Source organism: Aliivibrio sp. S10_S31, assembly GCF_014694495.1.
GTDB classification, from domain to species: domain Bacteria; phylum Pseudomonadota; class Gammaproteobacteria; order Enterobacterales; family Vibrionaceae; genus Aliivibrio; species Aliivibrio fischeri.
Window position 1 is genome coordinate 203,352 of record NZ_JAAUWR010000005.1, and the last position, 17,726, is coordinate 221,077.

A 17,726-nucleotide genomic window follows, 5' to 3' on the forward strand; every position below is an offset into this window, starting at 1 on the left:
AGATAGCATGAGTACATTAGAATCAGTGATTTGGCATACTCTAGGTTACGCTGCGATGCCAGCTATTATTCTAGGCGGTTTTGCTGCGGTATCTGTGTTTTCAATTTGGCTATTGTCATTGAAATCAGATAAAGAGTAATCGTTTAAATTACGAATCAACTCGATGAATAGAGAGATGGGTATGATATGCCCATCTCTTTTTTTATATGTCGAAATTTGAGGCAGGATTAAAATCCTAAAACCGTATAATAAATGAAGGCGGCCCAACTGACAGCAAGTAAGATCCATGGTAGCGCTTTGTTTGATTCGTTATTAATGTATTCTTGTTGTGCTTGTTTATCTTCTATATCGGACAGTTTTACGTTATTTTGCTTGGTTCGTTGCGTTTTTTTCTTTTGCTTATCCGCTTCTCTTGCCTTTTCCTTCTGTTGTTTCTTATAAAGAGCAATGCCTTTTTCGATTCCTTGTGCAATCAATTTAGTTTGCTCTTTTGTTTGAGCTGGTTTTTGTGTAGCTTTAGCTATCTTCATTGCTTCTTGTTGAGACTCGATTGAGACGGAATCTTTTGTTTTTTTGTAGTTTGTCATATTTGCTCTTAACTATTTTTATTTGAGTTTATATTCACACATTACTGAAAGGTAAACGATACAAAGTGTGACGGCAATATAGATTTTGATCTTTGAGGTGTATCTAGCTCAAAGTTTTAATTTTATCCAATCGTTATTTTTAAACATTTCAGTAAGCTGAACAAGTCTACTGAGAAGGTTGTTAGTTAATTTTAAGGTAGAAATATGCAGTATTCTTTTGATGCATATGATGAAAATGGGTGGTTAAAGCCACCTCTTTGGTTGTGGTTTGGATGGGCGATTTTAATTCGTTCTGTTGTGGTTTTTGTTATGGCTGGCGCGAGTCGTGAGCAAGGTACCGATTTATTAGCCTTGTTTTATCCTAGCCATGCGCATTTGTATACGAGTTTATGCTTAAGTCTACCTATATTATTTTATATGTGGTTAAGCAGTTTCAAAAAGCCCACACGGCCTTTTATGCTGACTCTTTGGAAGCAAGGCAGGTGGCTAACCATTGTGATGGTTGTAATTGACCTTTCAATGTTAATTCAATCGGTTATTGTTAATCGAGGAGAGTTTCAGCCAGGAAGTGCAATGATTATCTTACTTCTTAGCTGGTTTCTTATATTTTTATGTCGCAGTAAACGAGTAAAGATATGCTTTAGTCTGACTTAATGAGAGGGGGCAGACAATGGATCTATCAACAGGTGCATTATTATTTAGTGCGTTATTAAGCCCGCTAGCAATGGCGGATTGGCAATTGGATTTAGGGGTTGAAATTAATCGACCAGATTTACAACGCATAACAAATTCATCGGCTTCTCTTGTTTTAGGTGAAGAGACATTAGTTTTCAATTCAATAGATAAGCAATCTCAAGTGCAGGCTTGGGCGGAGCTAAAAAACATTGATGCTGAAAATGTAGAAATTGCTTTTCGAGTAACAGAAGAAGAGGGTGAAGGTAAGATCAGAACACTATGTGCACCAACGATTATTACGAAGTTAAATAATCAGGAGTCATATATGGTCTCTGATTCATCAGTAAATGAAACAGTGAAACTTTCAGTGGAAGTAATTTCTTCATAAACTCTTATTTTTTATCAAACAATCTTATGTTTTATTGCATATAATGGACTCAGTTAATTCAAAATAGAAAGGAACTGAGTTCATGTCTTACACTCCTCAAACGGCTCTACTGCCAGAACCAGATCGATTTGCATTATACGTTACATTAAATATTAAAAGTAATCCTCAGCTTGTATTGGAACAGCTGCAAACGCTTCCCGCTTTGATCATTGAATTAAATGAAAATCAGCCAGACGCGAACTTAAGTAGCGCAGTTTCTTTTGGTGCTGAATTCTGGTCAACGTTATCTGCACCTATGCCTTCTGAATTGGCTAAATTTAAGCAATTAGGAAAAGGCGATATTATTGCCCCTGCAACGCATGGTGATGTATTAATTCACCTTCACTCAAATCGTCATGATTTACATTTTTATATCTTACGTAAATTAATGAATGTGATTTCTGAGCATGTAGAAATTAAAGAAGAAGTATCGGGCTTTCGTTTCCTTGATTCACGCGATATGACGGATTTCGTTGATGGTACAGAGAACCCAAAAAATGAAGCTCGCGCTGAAGTGGCATTGATTGCTGATGGTGAGTTTGCTGGCGGTAGTTATATGATGTGCCAACGCTTTGTACATAAATTACCAGCATGGAATCGTTTGTCTGTTTCTGCACAAGAAAAAGTTATTGGCCGCACGAAACCAGATTCAATCGAGTTAGATGATGTTCCAGCAGCCTCACACGTAGGTCGCGTTGATATTAAGGAGAATGGTAAGGGTGTGAAGATTTTACGTCACAGCTTGCCTTACGGCTCGGTTTCTGGCGATCATGGCTTACTGTTTATCGCTTACTGTAAAACCGTTCATAATTTCCAAGTAATGCTTGATAGCATGTACGGAGAAGTCGATGGAAAAACTGATCAACTATTACGTTTTACAGATGCAGTAACTGGCGGCTATTTCTTTGCTCCATCACAAGAGATGTTTGCAGAGCTGACGGTTAAATAAATTGTGGGTTAAAGTAAGTACTGTTGACGTTAATGGTACTTACTATTATTAGCCGAATAGATACAAAAAGGCCGCTGTTATCTTTAGAAAACAGCGGCCTTTTTTTGTCTTTAATTAACTAAAGTTATCTATTAACGATTACTTAGTTACTTTAAGAACTGGAGATTCACCAACAGTAACAGCACCAGAAAGCTTAGTAAGCTCTTTGATTTCGTCCATGTTAGAGATAACAACTGGAGTAAGCGTTGATTTAGCTTTTTCTTCAAGAACCGCTAGATCGAATTCGATGATAGTGTCACCAGCTTTAACTTCTTGACCTTCTTCAGCGATACGAGTGAAGCCTTCGCCTTTAAGTTCAACTGTATCAATACCGAAGTGAACGAAAAGCTCGATGCCGTCGTTAGATTCGATAGAGAAAGCGTGGTTAGTTTCAAAGATTTTACCGATTGTACCGTTTACTGGAGCAACCATTTTGTTACCAGCAGGTTTGATAGCAATACCGTCACCAACGATTTTTTCAGCGAACACTACGTCTGGCACATCTTCGATGTTTACAATTTCACCAGAAAGAGGTGCGATGATGTCGATTGCACCAGCGTCAGCGCTTTCAGAAGAAAATGCGCTTTTAATTTTGTCAAACAGACCCATTGTGTAGCTCCCTAAAGTTTATATTAAATAGCCACTAAACTTAGTGGCTATATTTAATTCTTTGCAACTATACTATTACTTAGTATTTTCTGCGATAAATTTTTCAACATGTGCTTCAATTTCTGCTGCAGTAGGCATTTGAAGAGCTTCATCAGCCATCTTCTTAACGTCTGCAAACGTTGCGTTACGAACAATTTTCTTAACGCGAGGAATTGAAATACCGCTCATGCTGAACTCATCTAAGCCCATACCTAGAAGAAGTAGGCTTGCACGCTCATCACCTGCTAGCTCACCACACATACCAGTCCATTTGCCTTCTTTATGAGAAGCATCGATTACTTGCTTGATTACAAGCAGAACCGCTGGAGATAGAGGGTTGTATAGGTGAGAAATCATTTCGTTACCACGGTCAACAGCAAGAGTATATTGTGTTAAGTCGTTAGTACCGATAGAGAAGAAGCTCACTTCTTTAGCTAAGTGGTGTGCAATCGCTGCTGCTGCAGGAGTTTCAACCATTACACCGATCTCGATGCTTTCGTCAAATGCATGACCTTCAGCACGAAGTTCTGCTTTGTATTCTTCAATTGCTTTCTTCAGTTCACGGATCTCTTCAACAGAAATGATCATTGGGAACATGATGCGTAGCTTACCGTGTGCTGATGCACGTAGAATACCACGTAATTGGTCACGTAGGATTTCACGACGGTCTAAGCTGATACGAACCGCACGCCAACCTAGGAACGGGTTCATTTCTTCTGGAAGATCCATGTATGGTAGATCTTTATCACCACCGATATCCATAGTACGGATGATCACTGGCTCACCATGCATCGCTTCTGCTACTTCTTTGTAAGCAACATATTGCTCTTCTTCAGTAGGAAGTGCATCACGATCCATGAATAGGAATTCTGTACGATACAGACCAACACCTTCACCACCGTTACGAATGATACCGTCACAGTCTTTAACTGTACCGATGTTACCGCAAACTTCTACTTGGTGACCATCTAGAGTGATAGCTGGTAGGTCTTTAAGTTTTGCTAACTCTTCTTTTTCTGCAACTAAGTCGTCACGGATTTTTTTAGATTCAGTTAGTTCAGCTTCTGATGGGTTGATAACAATTTTGTTGTTAACCGCATCAAGAATTAGCATGTCGCCATTTTTCACTTGCTTAGTGATATCGTTAGTACCAACGATAGCAGGAAGCTCAAGAGAACGCGCCATGATAGATGTATGAGATGTACGACCACCGATGTCACAAGCAAAACCAAGAACGTAGTCTAGGTTGATTTGTGCTGTTTCAGAAGGAGTAAGGTCGTTAGCAACTAGGATTACTTTTTCATTGATGTCACTTAGTGAAACAATGTTGATGCCTAGTGCGTTTTTAACAAAGCGGCTACCGATATCGCGGATATCTGTAGCACGCTCTTTTAGATAATCATCATCTAATGACTCTAGTGCACACGCTTGCTCTTCAATTACAGAGTGAATAGCAAAGTCTGCAGCCATTTTATCATCTTTAATAAGGGCTAAGATTTCTTCTTCTAGCTCTTCATCTTCAAGAAGCATAATGTGCCCCTCAAAAATAGCTTCTTTTTCTTCGCCGAAAGTTGCTAGCGCTTTTGCTTTGATAGCTTCTAATTGCTCAGAAGACTTATTACGAGCATCAAAGAAACGTTGAACTTCTGTTTCTACTTGAGAATCAGAGATTGGAGTTTTGTTTAGGACAATTTCATCTTCCTGAAGTAGTAGTGCTTTACCGAAAGCAATACCTGGAGATGCTAGAATGCCAGAAATCATAGCTTTACCTTAAAATTGATCAAATTAGAGAATGAAAATAATAAAGAAAAGCTGATTAGTGCAGCTCGTCCATTAGTTTAACTAGGTGGTCTACAGCTTCTTTCTCTTGTGCGCCTTCAGCAGAGATAGTTACGTTAGTACCTTTAGTTAGACCTAAAGTTTGTAGTTTGAAAAGGCTAGTAGCACTTGCACTTTTACCGTTAGAAGTAACAGTGATTTTTGCATCAAAACCTTTTGCTTCTTTAACGAACTGAGCCGCTGGACGAGTGTGAAGGCCGTTTTCTGCAGTGATTACTACGTCTTGTGAATACATTGTGTATACCCCGATTTATATTTTATGTTGAAATTAGTGTCGTTAACCAATTCGGTTTGCGCACGTACTTTCGCACATCATAGACCTAGAAACAATCTATCTTCAACGAAATTAGTTAACGACAGTAATTTATACATTCTTTCTTATTTTGTAATATTAAGCTAGTTCAAAATTGTTACTTTGTATTCGAGTGTAATTATTTTACACCTAAAAATAAAGTGGCTTGATTATTACTAAGGAGGGAAATGAAATCAACAAAAAAACCCCAGAAGGGGCTTTTTTGGATAAAAAATTGATTTGAACACATAGATGTTACAAATTTATTGCTCATTTTCTTGTTCAGTAAACAAGCCTGCAAATAATGCTGTACTTAAGTAACGCTCACCAGAGCTTGGTAACACAACAACAATTTGTTTATCAGCAAATTCAGGTAGCTCCGCGATACGATTAGCTGCAACTACTGCTGCACCAGAAGAAATACCAGCAAGAATCCCTTCTTCTTCCATTAATCGACGTGCCATTTCAATAGCATCTTCAGATGTGACTGCTTCAACACGGTCAATTAGTGTTAGATCTAGGTTACCAGGAATGAAGCCAGCACCAATACCTTGGATCTTATGAGGTGCCGGTTTGATCTCTTCACCAGCTAACGCTTGAGCGATTACCGGTGATTCAGCGGGCTCTACTGCCACAGACAGAACGGCTTTATTTTGAGTGTGTTTTAGGTAACGACTTGTACCTGTTAATGTACCGCCAGTACCAACACCAGCGACGAATACGTCAACATTGCCTTCAGTCGCTTCCCAGATCTCTGGACCAGTTGTTTTTTCATGAATAGCAGGGTTTGCTGGGTTATTAAATTGTTGAAGTAGTAGGTACTTACTTGGATCGCTTGCAACAATTTCTTCTGCTTTAGCAATGGCACCACCCATTCCTTTAGGTGCTTCTGTTAATACAAGGTTAGCCCCTAATGCTTTAAGTAGCTTACGACGCTCAAGGCTCATTGAGGCAGGCATTGTTAGTGTTAGTTTATAACCACGTGCGGCAGCTACGAAAGCAAGAGCAATACCTGTGTTACCTGATGTTGGTTCAACTAATTCAATGCCTTCTTTTAATGTGCCCGCTTTTTCAGCTTCCCAAATCATGTTTGCGCCAATACGACATTTAACACTAAAGCTAGGGTTACGTGCTTCTACTTTGGCTAAAACGTTACCTTTACTTACGCGATTTAGGCGAACAAGTGGGGTATTACCAATAGTTTGAGAATTATCTTCGTAAATCTTTGTCATGATCTGTTCCTTCATTTCACGGTCAGCGTGATTATATAAATTATTTTTAACTCAATTTGAGTAACTCAACACAACTAGAATACGAAGAGTTTCTAAAATGAGAAAGGATCAAAAGGTTATAAGTTATGGATTAACGGTTTTTATGTGTATCACGGTAAACATCAACCCACATAGCGGTTGCCCCACAAACTGCGATTGGCATAACAAATAGGTTTAAGATTGGCGTCATGGTAAAAAGTGTTACAAGAGAGCCAAAGGATAAGCATTTGCCACGTTTTGTTTTTAGCTCATCTCTCATTGTTTCAAAAGGCACTTTGTGGTTATCAAATGGATAATCACAATATTGAATAGCCATCATCCAAGCGGTAAATAAAAACCATAAAACAGGTGCAATACTTTGACCTATTGCAGGGATAAAAAAGAGAATAAATAGACCTAATGCTTTAGGTATATAGTATTTCAATTTTTGCCATTCACGTTTGAAGATGCGAGGTAAGTCCTTCACAGCATCTAATATTCCGCCATTTGGTGCAGGTTGACCTGTCAATTTAGCTTCAAGGTGTTCAGCAAGTAATCCATTAAAAGGAGCGGCAATCCAGTTCGCTAATGTACTAAAGAAGTATGAGAAGACGGCCAATATACTGATGACAATTAAAGGCCACAATAAATAAGATAACCAATCTAACCAACTTGGAATCTGAGCTAGAATTTGGTCAATCCAACTACCAATTTGATTAAATAAGTAAATAAAAGAGCCACCAAGCAATAAGAAATTAATTAATAAAGGGATAAAAACAAATCGACGCAAGCCTGGTGTCATTGCTAATGAAATGCCTTTTAAAAAGTATTGAACCCCAGATTGAGATTGTTTAAACGAATTCATAATTTGTATTTTACTGTGTGGATGTTGAGTTCACTATACTCAAAATTTGAGACAAATAAATGAAATATGAGCAAATAAAGTTCCACTAAACAGTTCAAATGTAAGATTTATGTCACCACTTTCATTTTGTTATTCAACAATAGGGTTATTATTTGGTACATTACAGGAAAGTAGTGGTAGATTAGTGATAATAACTAAACTACATTCATATGATAGTTGATATAAGCTTTCTTATTTTTTATTTAAGAGAAAGCTCAATAAAGCAGAAGAGCAGAGAGTTAACGATGCAAGAATTGCGATTAGTGTTGATACTTGTTGGAGCATTGGCCATTGCGGCATTATTGTTTCATGGCTTGTGGACAAGTCGAAAAGAAACGAGCTCAAAATTTGGAAAGAAAGTAGACATAGATTTTGATTCAGACGTTGATGATGAACAAGCTGCTCCTATGCGTGGGTTTGATCAGCCAAAAGAAGACGTGGTTGTTCAGAAAGAACGAAAAGAGCCTGCTTTTGCTCGAGAAGAGGTTCCTACTTCTGATGACCCATTATTTGAAGGTACGGTTTCGTCTGAATCAAATAAGTTTACAGAACAAGAAAAACCAACGGTACAGCAAGCTCAACCACAACCGGTTGTACAGCAAGTACAAGAGCCAGCAGTAGGTCGTATTGAACCAGAAGCTAAGCCTGTTGCTGCACCAGTTAAAAGGGAAGAACCAACCATCTCTTTTTCTGCTATTGATGACGAAGTGTTAACTCAACCAGAGCCTATGCAAGCTAAGGTCGATATTCCTGAAACATCGACTTACTTAGAACCTGAAATTATTATTGCAGAACCAGAACCAGAACCAGAACCAGAACCAGAACCAGAACCAGAAGAGGATGTTATTGTAATTAATGTCCATGGTATGGGAAGTGATAGATTCAGTGGTAATCGTCTCTTTAATAGTTTAGAGCAAAATGGTCTTGTATTTGGTGATATGGCTATTTATCACCGTCACTCTGATTTATCTGGCGCTGGAAAAGTCTTATTTAGTGTCGCGAATATGGTATCACCTGGACATTTCCAAGTACCTGAAGGTGAAGAGTTCTCAACACCAGGGATTTCTTTCTTCTTACCGCTTCCATGCTATGGTGATGCGGAGCATAACTTTAAGTTGATGCTACAAACGGCCCAAATGGTAAGTTCAGAATTAGGTGGTAACGTTCTGGATGAGAAACGCGATATGCTGACACCAAATAAAATTGATGAATATAAGCAGCGTGTAAAAGTATTCTGCCGTAAATAGCCTATCTGCTATAGAATTAGAACTAATGAGAAAGGCTCATCATGAGCCTTTTTTTTATTTTAAGAATAACCGAAAAAAGAAGTTGATGAATCATGAGTATTGAACAGACATTAGATGAGTTGAAGCAACAACTTAATTACCATGCATATCGCTATTATGTAGAAGATAGCCCTGAGCTACCAGATGCTGAATATGATCGAATGATGCAGGAATTGTTATCTATTGAATCTGAACATCCTGAATTAGTTACTGTTGATTCACCAAGTCAACGAGTTGGAGGAGAGGCTTTAGATGGCTTTACTCAGATTCAACATGAGATCCCTATGCTTTCTTTGGATAATGCGTTTAGTGATGAAGAGCTAGAAGCATTTGAAAAAAGAATGAACGACCGCCTTATTTCAAAACCTGTATCTCTATTTTGTTGTGAACCTAAGTTGGATGGTTTAGCGGTTAGCCTTTTATATGTGAATGGTAAGTTAGTTCAAGCTGGTACGCGTGGAGATGGTACAACAGGTGAAAATATTACTGAAAACGTAAGAACTATTCGTTGTATTCCATTAACTCTGCAAGGTGAAGGTTGGCCAACACGTTTAGAAGTGCGTGGTGAAGTCTTTATGCCTAAAGCCGGTTTTGAAGCGCTAAATGAGAGAGCGTTAAAACGTGGTGAAAAACCATTTGCAAATCCACGTAATGCTGCAGCAGGCAGTTTGCGTCAATTAGATTCAAAAATAACAGCAACCCGCCCACTTAGTTTTTATGCATACAGTGTTGGGGTGATTGAAGGTGGTGAATTAGAAACAAGCCATTACCAGCGTTTTGTTCAATTAAAAAGCTGGGGTCTTCCAATGTGTGAAGAAACTAAGCAATGTCATTCATTGACAGAAGTTAAAGCGTATTATAAAGACATACTTAAGCGTCGTGATGCTCTGAAATATGAAATTGACGGTGTAGTAATAAAAGTTGATGACATTGCGCTTCAAGAACAACTGGGCTTTGTTGCACGAGCACCTCGTTGGGCGATTGCTTATAAATTTCCTGCACAAGAAGAGTTAACCGTTCTAAATGATGTGGAATTCCAAGTCGGCCGTACTGGCGCAATAGGTGTCACCTTAGTAAGTAGTGTTTCAAATAGGTAGCTTTACTTACTAAGTTGATCCTTTCCGAGAAATAATATTACAAATATTCAGCTCATTTCTAAAGCAGAATAAAGAACCAATTGGTAGTAAATAATGACAGAATTTAAGTTTAACGATACTCAACTATCCATCATACAAGATCTGGAAGTAGATATTGATTTAAACAGGTTAGAAGTTGCTATTAGTAACAATAGTATCGAAGAACTTGACGATGAAGAGTTACTTGCCTTGCTTAAGGTTGCGAATGCTTTGTATCGTTCAGGTTTTCCTGTAGTTGAAGACTCTCTTTACGATTTATACAGAGAAGCATTTGCCTCTAAAAATCCCAATCACCCATACATTACTTCAGTAGAGTCTGAAGTATTGAGCTCGAGCAAAACAGTAGCTTTACCTCAAAAGATGTTGTCCACAGATAAGGCATATTCAAAAGAAGAAATTGAGAAGTGGCTCGATAGAATCCTAAAATCCGCTGAAGAGCTAAACATTGATACAAAAGCTATCGAGATTAGAGTTACTCCTAAACTAGATGGTTATGCTGCCTACGATGACGGAGAAAGGCTCTATACACGTGGCGATGGTGTAAAAGGTCAGGATGTATCAAGAGCATTTGAACGTGGTCTAAAAGTAGCTAAAAATGGAGATAGAGGCTTAGGTGCTGGTGAGATCGTTATCGACAAAGCATATTTTGAGGCAAATTTAAGTCAACTTTTCGAAAACTCGCGAAATATACAAGCTGCCATTATCGCAGAAAAGAATGTTGATGAACGAGTTTTAGAAGCTATTAATGATGGTGCTTGCGTGTTCTACCCATTTACCTTAATTGATGATTGGGTAGGTAGTCATATGGACTTGATAGCTGACTTCGAAAACATCATCGATAAGATCTGGAATGCTGTTGGATATGATGTAGATGGTGTGATTTTGGAGGCTACAGATTCCTTGATAAAGGAACATATGGGGGCAACAAGAAAATTCCATCGCTGGCAAATTGCATTTAAGATTAATGATGAAGCTGCTGAAGTAGAAGTTATCAGTGTTACACCGCAAACTTCAAGAACTGGCAGAGTAACACCAGTTGCTGAACTAATACCTACGAGAATCAGTGGTGCTACGATTAGCAGAGTCACTGTACACCATTATAATATGGTCAAAATTAATGGAGTTGGCCCAGGCGCAATACTTCAAATAGTAAGAAGTGGCTTGGTTATCCCTAAAATTGAAAAAGTTATAAAGCCAACAGAACCTCAGATACCAGAATCATGTCCTAGCTGTAAGTCTCATCTTATTTGGGAGTCTGATCATTTAGTGTGTCCAAATAAGAGCGACTGTCCTGCACAAACAGAGAACACTCTGGTGCACTTTTTTAAAACACTTGGTAATAACGACGGTTTTGGCCCTAAAAATATCGAAAAATTAGCAAACCTCGGAGTGAAGCATATCCATCAAATGTATGACTTAAAACCGAATCATTTCGCTATGTATGGATTCGGGGAAAAGACATCTAAGAACTTATATGATCAGCTTCAGGCAAGTCAAAGTATTGAAATTGAAGACTGGCGCTTCCTTTCTGCGTTCGGTGTGAGTCGTTTAGGTGGAGGTAACTGCGAGAAACTTCTTCAACATTATTCATTGGAAGATCTATTTAGTGCAAGCGTAGAAGATATAGAAAAGATTGATGGATTCGCGAAAGTTAGCGCTGAAGCTATTGTTGAAGGTTTAGCGATTATTAAAGAAGAATTCGATAAAGTGTATGGTCATGGGTTCAATTTAGCTATTACGCCTAAGTTGTCAGAACAAGAGGGTTCCTCTTCGCCAATTGCAGGTATAACTATTGTATTTACAGGTACGATGCTACAAGGTAAACGTGGAGACATGGAAAAACATGCTAAGTCGTTAGGGGCGAAGGTAGCTAAGTCAGTTACTGGTAAAACGACTTACCTCGTTGCAGGTACTAAGGTTGGAGAGACTAAGATTAATAGCGCAAAAGCTAAAGGAGTTACTGTACTCTCGGAAGAAGCATATTTAAACTTAATAGGATAACTTTACGAACCTTAATAGCAATCTGTCATTTTACCGACAGATTGCTATAGAACTTCACAGGTTTCGCTTTACTAAATCACTAGCTAATGTTCTCGTTTCTAACAAGAGCATTGCCATCCCTGAATACCTCTACAATATTCACGTTTTCCATACTTTCTATCAGTTCACAAGGAATGTGTTCTAGAACAATCATTTGGAAGTTACTGTTATTTTTCTTCTTGTCACTTATAAACTTATTAAGTAACTTAAAGGCACTTTTTATTTTTGATTGGTCACTGCTGGATAATTTTTTCTCTTCCTCGGATTCATCTCCATAGTATGGTCTGCTTGGCTGATCGATTACCATATAAGGAGCTACAAAAGAGGATTTGTTTTGTTCGATTATGTCGTGCATTGCCAGGGTGAAAAATAGATGCAAGAACATTTGATTTGAACTGCTACCTACATTTTCTATGTACGTTGTCCGAGGCTTTCTAAGGCCCAAACTTTTACTGTTATAGTCGAATACAGGGAGGTAATCCTTATAGTTTTCTAATGAATCACCAACGGTTTCAATGTAGCCAGTAATGAACTCTTCTATAGCTCGACAGCTCAACTCTTTTTTTATACTAGTATCTTCAATATGAATACTATTTATTTGTTCTTCTAATTCACTTGTATCTATGGTTTTGTTCGTTTTATTGGAATGACTAAAAAGCTTTGCTTTTGTGGAAATTTCTCCCAAGAAAAAATACCTCTCTCTAGAGGTTGAAAAATTCTGATTAATTTCTGGATATTGCTTTAGATCTTCTGTAACTAATTGTAGTTCATTTTCTAGATCCAATAGTCGATCGTTAACTTGAATGTTAAGTGGAGTTTTACTTTTCCGTTCTTTCTTAATTACTGATATTTGATTGGAAAGTTGAGATGTAATTTCGTCAAAAATTGATGTTTTTATAATGTCTTTGTCAATTTCTCTTAGATACTCTATAGGTTTTAACCTGTTCTCTAAAGAATTTAATGACTTTTTGTATGAATCATACTGGTTGCTGAATTTTTTGAGTTTTTTGATTTTATTTGAAATTGAAAACTGCAAATTTTCTAGCTTTTCTCTTTTGGAATCAGTGCTATTGTCAGCTAGGCTGTCGATAGATAAACTAGATAATTTAATCCAAGCCTCGTCCCCTGTGATGTCATTCGGTAATAGTGAGTAAGTCTTTGCTAAGTTAATTAATTCGGCTTTCTCTTCGATAAAAATATCTGATTGGCTATCAATTCTGTCGTTTTTTCTTTCAATCTTTTTCAACTTTGACTCAAGATAATCAATCCTGTCTTTCTTTATAATATTCTCAATGCTCTCTATACCAACGGCAAGGTCAAAAATCCTAGGTAATGCTTCTCTATATCTATCTTCTGATTGTTTATCGAAAAATACACCAGAGTCATTTTCTATGATATTTCCAGATATTGTATTGAACATTTGAAAGTATCTAACGGAAACTTTTGAACTTGGTGAGAAAAATCTACCACCAAACTTAACTCTTGCGTTAGAAGTTATTCCAAAGGCTGATTCAAAAAAAGTTTTTATTGTTTTCTTATCAGAGTTTGCGTAGGGAGAAATTAATGAATTATTTACCTCGTTTGTGAAGTAGTACTCTTCTGAAACTATAGATAGTTTTGGGGCTTTTCTAGCGAAGGTTATTAAATCATCATTGGTTTTTATTTCAAGACCATACCATGAAACGTTTTCATTTATTGTACTCTCTGAAATTTTACTTTTTGATGCAAAGAAACAGTAATCAATAATATCAATGATAGCAGTTTTACCTGTATTACTGCGACCAGTTATTACATTTACCTTATTAGGTAGGAAGTTTAGTTCTCTATTTGTACCATTTTTAAACCAAATTACTATTTTGCTTATATAGTAGTTCATAGAGTAATCCTTAAATTTAAGTAGAGGTGGTCGGATGGTTTAGTTAATAAATCGGATATAAAGCTAGAAGCAGAAAATAATTTTTCCGCATCTAAGCCCATTCTTTTATCATATTGAATTTCTTTTTTTAGAGTTATAACTCCGTTATTTACTTCAATATGCTCCATTTCATTCATGTATTGAATTGAGTTAATTGATAAAGACAGGGTGCTGTAATATATATTGTCGAAATTAGAAAACCATTCAGGGTGGTCAATCAATAACTTTTCCAATGACTTATAATTGCTTTTCTTGCTTGCCAACGCACTTAGCATTGGTTTCTGATAGACAAAAGGGTATATCAATAAAACCTTGTCAATCGACATTTCTCTCGATATAGCTAATACTGAATGTATAGCAAGAATACAATTAGCCATGTTTATTTGATTTCTCATTTCTTATACTTTTCCCAGTCTTTTCTCCATCCGATATCTGGTGTTTCAGATAAAGAATATAGGTATCCGTTTGATATGGTTATATCGTTTGGTAGCACATCATATGTAATAGTTTTAGAACGCATACTGTCAACCAGATCTAGAGCGAGGGTATTGTGAGATGATTCATCAAAATTTCTATATTTCCTTCGCCATGAATTTTTCCAATCTGTTAGCGTATTTTGCTTTAGAGAGCTTAACTCTATATCGGTTAACTCACCATTAGAGTACCAATTATTAATATTCTTCTGTGCCTTTAGCATTAGTGAAGTGAATTCTACAATGGTGTCTAAATCATCTGTATCAAAATCGTTTATTTCTATTAATTGCTTAATGAATGTAAGACTTTCCATACCGCTAGGTAGGCTCTCTTCGAATTCATAAATTTTCAAATCGGAATTTTGGAACTGTTGAAAATACTTTCTATATCTCTTGTGAAATTCATCAAATGATATAACTACTTTACTGTTTGCTTTTATTGTAATGAAGTTGCTTTCTTTTATTGAAGAGTCAATGAGTTTAAAAACACTTTCAATATGCCTATCCTCAATCATTTTGGATTTTATAGCATCATGACATTTTTTGATTATATCGTCTTGTTCTAACTCGAATTTTACGCACTTAAAGAAGTTATATAAAACATCGTTTGAAAGTGAGAGGATTTTTTCTGAATACTTTCCTATATCTTTAGATTTTGAGTCCTTAGTAAGCTGACTAAATTTATTCTTAATATTTGAAGGATGTATTTCACCATTAGTTATATCATCAATAAATGATGCGACAGTATTGTTTCTAGTTTCAGATTTATTAGATGCCAGTACAAAAATAGTTTTTTGGAGGAAATTTAATTGCTCATTAGGTAGGGCTCGTCCAGCGCTCTCGTCTTGAATTAGTTGTGCCCAGTTGAAGAGCGTTTTCCATAGATCTAAGTCTAAGCTGGTGAGGTTACTTGGTTTACCAGTTGCTTTTGATTTTTGAACCGTATGTTTTAATTGATAGAGAACTTGGATGTCATTATCCAAATCTGTATGGACATCGTCTTTGTACTCTAAGCCTGCGCTCTGGCCTGGATGAAGACAAAGTACCTTCCATAGAAAAAAGTAGTATTGATAGTCAAAACCAATACTGCTTTTATCAGCAGAAGTAGCATCTGATACCGTACTAGCTGAACACATCTATTAGCCCTCAAGGTAAAAATGCATATATTACTGCACCTTAAGCAATAATGCATGTGGAACTAATTTAATATGTGAATCAAAATATCAGTTGATGCAATCTCACGGTAGGCTCTTTGTGTTGTCATCTTTGTTTAGTATCTTGATGAAGTACTCAGCAACCTTGTCTTGAAGAGTCCTACCGCCTCCAGTGGCGTTTATCCAATATGTGTTTGTTGCATCTTTTTTAAAGGCAAAGCATTGTCCCCAATGACTAGCTTTTTTGCTGTAATCCAAGTTTGACAGGGCTGAACCAGCCTCGTAGTAGTCTTCTAGCGTGTAGTCTAGACGTGTTCTTGCATGAAAGATCACTAACCCTAAAGCTTGCCAAATCTGCATCGAACGATGAAAGCCACTTGTATCTTGCTTGAACTCTTTCTCAAGTCCATTTAGCCATCCATAGAAGAAACTAATTATGATAGGGAGTGTTAAAGATTCAAGTCGAGTCACTGAAAAAAGTGACTTTATTATAACTTTAAATACTCTCACTCGTTTCGTTTTAGGGGCTGTTGGAGGTTACAAACTACAAACAAAAGTCAGGGGCGTGAGGGAAATGATTGATGGTTCGATCCCAACATCCAAGCATATTGACGAAGTGAGAAGCGATTTGCTCATGTTTTTTGGTGCTTGGATTGAGCACCAAGGTGAATCGTATTCAGAGGATCGAAATGGATTTCAACTAGTAACAACTCTAGTTCAAGCTGTTGGGCTAGTTTTCAATAAGTTATGGATTTCATGCGATCAATTGCAACCTGATGAAAGAACGAATGTTATTTATCAAGCAGCAAAGAAGCTAGGTTCGTTAGATTATTCTAGGAATGCGCTGCAGTTCATATAGGAATGGGTAGATTACAATTTCGACTAACTCCAAGTTTTAAAGGGTTTTATATAAATGAAATAGATAATGCATGGTGACACTTCGCTATTACACCGGTAGCGAAACTTGAACCTGTTTTTGTTGGTGGGGTAACCGTAAGTAATGCCACATTGCATAATGCAGATGAAATTGCACGTTTAGGTGTTCATATTGGTGATACAGTTATTATTCGCCGTGCGGGGGATGTGATCCCACAAATCGTATCAGTGGTAGAAGCTCGTCGTCCTACAGACAGTAAAGCCATTGTTTATCCAACCCATTGCCCTGTATGTGGTTCTAACCTTGAAAGAGTAGAAGGTGAGGCTGTTACTCGTTGTGGAGCTGGGTTAGTTTGTCAAGCACAACGTAAAGAAGCACTAAAGCATTTTGTGTCTCGTAAAGCACTTGATGTTGATGGTTTAGGCGATAAAGTTGTAGAGCAGCTTGTAGATAAAGAAATGGTGGAGACGCCTGCGGATTTATTTAAACTTTCAGCGGGTGTATTGACAGTATTAGAGCGCATGGGACCTAAATCTGCGCAAAATGTAGTGGATGCGCTTAATAAAGCAAAGGCGACGACATTACCGCGTTTTCTATACTCGTTAGGTATTCGAGAGGTTGGTGAGGCGACAGCAGCAAACTTAGCTGCGCATTTTTATACATTAGAAGCGATTCAAGTAGCTACATTTGAACAACTTATTGAAGTGAGTGATGTTGGTGATATCGTCGCTAAACACGTTTTAAACTTCTTTGCAGAGCCGCATAACAAAACTGTTATTGATGATTTACAAGAGATGGGTATCCATTGGCCTGAGATTAAAGCGCTTGATGAATCAGTACCACAACCATTAGCGGGCAAAGTTGTTGTTCTTACTGGAACATTACATAAATTAAAACGTAATGAAGCTAAAGCTGCTTTACAAGAGCTAGGCGCAAAAGTGACTGGTAGTGTTTCTAAGAAAACAGATATTCTATTTGCTGGTGAAGCAGCTGGTTCTAAATTAGCGAAAGCCGAGGAGCTTGGAGTTGAAGTGATGAACGAAGAACAGTTAATTGAATTATTAAATTAAGACTAATAATTTTAGTTATTAAAAAGGAGCCTTATATGGCTAATGCCGCTCGCTTAACAGCTAGTGGCTCTTTTTTTATAAGGGTAGCGCGGTGCTTTATAAAGCACTTGTCGCGGAAATGGTTTTCGCTTTCTTTTCTTTGGCAGGATTAGACGCTTTCCGCTT

At 37.4% G+C, this 17,726-nt stretch carries 16 protein-coding genes and 2 pseudogenes; 9 read left to right on the forward strand and 9 right to left on the reverse strand.

Going from position 1 to position 17,726, the window contains the following annotated elements:
• Nucleotides 1–7: 7 nt before the first annotated feature.
• Nucleotides 8–139: a TIGR02808 family protein gene (locus HC728_RS06555; protein ID WP_005420446.1), complete on the forward strand. Its 132-nt coding sequence runs from the start codon at nucleotides 8–10 to the stop codon at nucleotides 137–139.
• An 88-nt stretch (nucleotides 140–227) separates the two neighbouring features.
• Here the strand turns inward: HC728_RS06555 and HC728_RS06560 are convergent, their stop codons facing one another.
• Nucleotides 228–587 (reverse strand): DUF2956 domain-containing protein, encoded by a 360-nt coding sequence (locus HC728_RS06560; RefSeq protein WP_005420444.1) that lies wholly within the window; start codon nucleotides 585–587, stop codon nucleotides 228–230.
• 204 nt (nucleotides 588–791) lie between these two features.
• Here HC728_RS06560 and HC728_RS06565 point away from each other — a divergent pair, with 204 nt between their 5' ends.
• The 3 genes from HC728_RS06565 (at nucleotide 792) to HC728_RS06575 (ending at nucleotide 2,638) form a co-directional block, all read left to right on the forward strand.
• Nucleotides 792–1,241, forward strand: a complete 450-nt coding sequence (locus HC728_RS06565) for a DUF2919 domain-containing protein (RefSeq protein WP_017020323.1) — start codon at nucleotides 792–794, stop codon at nucleotides 1,239–1,241.
• Nucleotides 1,242–1,257: 16 nt separating this feature from the next.
• A complete protein-coding gene (locus HC728_RS06570) occupies nucleotides 1,258–1,650 on the forward strand; it encodes a hypothetical protein (protein WP_005420441.1) in 393 nt (130 codons plus the stop codon).
• A gap of 82 nt (nucleotides 1,651–1,732) precedes the next feature.
• Nucleotides 1,733–2,638: a Dyp-type peroxidase gene (locus HC728_RS06575; protein ID WP_005420439.1), complete on the forward strand. Its 906-nt coding sequence runs from the start codon at nucleotides 1,733–1,735 to the stop codon at nucleotides 2,636–2,638.
• A 138-nt stretch (nucleotides 2,639–2,776) separates the two neighbouring features.
• On the opposite strand, the gene crr is transcribed toward HC728_RS06575, so the two are convergent.
• The 5 genes from crr to cysZ all read right to left on the reverse strand — a co-directional run bounded on the left by crr (nucleotide 2,777) and on the right by cysZ (nucleotide 7,571).
• Nucleotides 2,777–3,286, reverse strand: a complete 510-nt coding sequence (gene crr, locus HC728_RS06580; protein ID WP_005420437.1) for a PTS glucose transporter subunit IIA — start codon at nucleotides 3,284–3,286, stop codon at nucleotides 2,777–2,779.
• A 75-nt stretch (nucleotides 3,287–3,361) separates the two neighbouring features.
• Nucleotides 3,362–5,086: a phosphoenolpyruvate-protein phosphotransferase PtsI gene (ptsI, locus tag HC728_RS06585; RefSeq protein ID WP_005420436.1), complete on the reverse strand. Its 1,725-nt coding sequence runs from the start codon at nucleotides 5,084–5,086 to the stop codon at nucleotides 3,362–3,364.
• Between the two features lie 55 nt (nucleotides 5,087–5,141).
• Entirely contained in the window at nucleotides 5,142–5,399 is a 258-nt protein-coding gene (gene ptsH, locus HC728_RS06590) for a phosphocarrier protein Hpr (protein WP_005420435.1), read from the reverse strand.
• 320 nt (nucleotides 5,400–5,719) lie between these two features.
• Nucleotides 5,720–6,688, reverse strand: coding sequence for a cysteine synthase A (gene cysK / locus HC728_RS06595; RefSeq protein WP_017020322.1), 969 nt, complete (start codon nucleotides 6,686–6,688; stop codon nucleotides 5,720–5,722).
• A 130-nt stretch (nucleotides 6,689–6,818) separates the two neighbouring features.
• Nucleotides 6,819–7,571, reverse strand: a complete 753-nt coding sequence (cysZ, locus tag HC728_RS06600) for a sulfate transporter CysZ (RefSeq protein WP_017020321.1) — start codon at nucleotides 7,569–7,571, stop codon at nucleotides 6,819–6,821.
• Nucleotides 7,572–7,855: 284 nt separating this feature from the next.
• Between cysZ and zipA the strand changes: the two genes are divergently transcribed.
• The 3 genes and pseudogenes from zipA (at nucleotide 7,856) to HC728_RS06615 (ending at nucleotide 12,033) form a co-directional block, all read left to right on the forward strand.
• Nucleotides 7,856–8,857 (forward strand): cell division protein ZipA, encoded by a 1,002-nt coding sequence (gene zipA / locus HC728_RS06605; RefSeq protein WP_190395224.1) that lies wholly within the window; start codon nucleotides 7,856–7,858, stop codon nucleotides 8,855–8,857.
• Nucleotides 8,858–8,949: 92 nt separating this feature from the next.
• Nucleotides 8,950–9,957, forward strand: a pseudogene (ligA, locus tag HC728_RS06610) (NAD-dependent DNA ligase LigA); the annotation flags it as partial.
• A 129-nt stretch (nucleotides 9,958–10,086) separates the two neighbouring features.
• Nucleotides 10,087–12,033 (forward strand): BRCT domain-containing protein, encoded by a 1,947-nt coding sequence (locus HC728_RS06615; protein WP_065639953.1) that lies wholly within the window; start codon nucleotides 10,087–10,089, stop codon nucleotides 12,031–12,033.
• 79 nt (nucleotides 12,034–12,112) lie between these two features.
• On the opposite strand, the gene HC728_RS06620 is transcribed toward HC728_RS06615, so the two are convergent.
• From HC728_RS06620 to HC728_RS06630, 3 genes are read right to left on the reverse strand one after another with little or no spacing between them, the layout of a single operon-like run.
• Nucleotides 12,113–13,948, reverse strand: a complete 1,836-nt coding sequence (locus HC728_RS06620) for a DUF3732 domain-containing protein (RefSeq protein ID WP_065639952.1) — start codon at nucleotides 13,946–13,948, stop codon at nucleotides 12,113–12,115.
• On the reverse strand, nucleotides 13,945–14,382 hold the full coding sequence (locus tag HC728_RS06625) for a three component ABC system middle component (protein WP_065639951.1): 438 nt from the start codon (nucleotides 14,380–14,382) through the stop codon (nucleotides 13,945–13,947). The genes HC728_RS06620 and HC728_RS06625 overlap by 4 nt, the downstream gene beginning before the upstream one ends.
• Nucleotides 14,379–15,596: a hypothetical protein gene (locus HC728_RS06630; protein ID WP_065639950.1), complete on the reverse strand. Its 1,218-nt coding sequence runs from the start codon at nucleotides 15,594–15,596 to the stop codon at nucleotides 14,379–14,381. The genes HC728_RS06625 and HC728_RS06630 overlap by 4 nt, the downstream gene beginning before the upstream one ends.
• 454 nt (nucleotides 15,597–16,050) lie before the next feature.
• Between HC728_RS06630 and HC728_RS06635 the strand changes: the two genes are divergently transcribed.
• Together HC728_RS06635 and ligA (HC728_RS06640) are read left to right on the forward strand one after the other, a co-directional pair.
• The gene (locus HC728_RS06635; protein ID WP_190395225.1) at nucleotides 16,051–16,473 is read left to right on the forward strand and encodes a hypothetical protein; all 423 of its coding nucleotides are present in this window, start codon (nucleotides 16,051–16,053) and stop codon (nucleotides 16,471–16,473) included.
• A gap of 83 nt (nucleotides 16,474–16,556) precedes the next feature.
• Nucleotides 16,557–17,561, forward strand: a pseudogene (gene ligA / locus HC728_RS06640) (NAD-dependent DNA ligase LigA); the annotation flags it as partial.
• Between the last annotated feature and the right edge of the window lie 165 nt (nucleotides 17,562–17,726).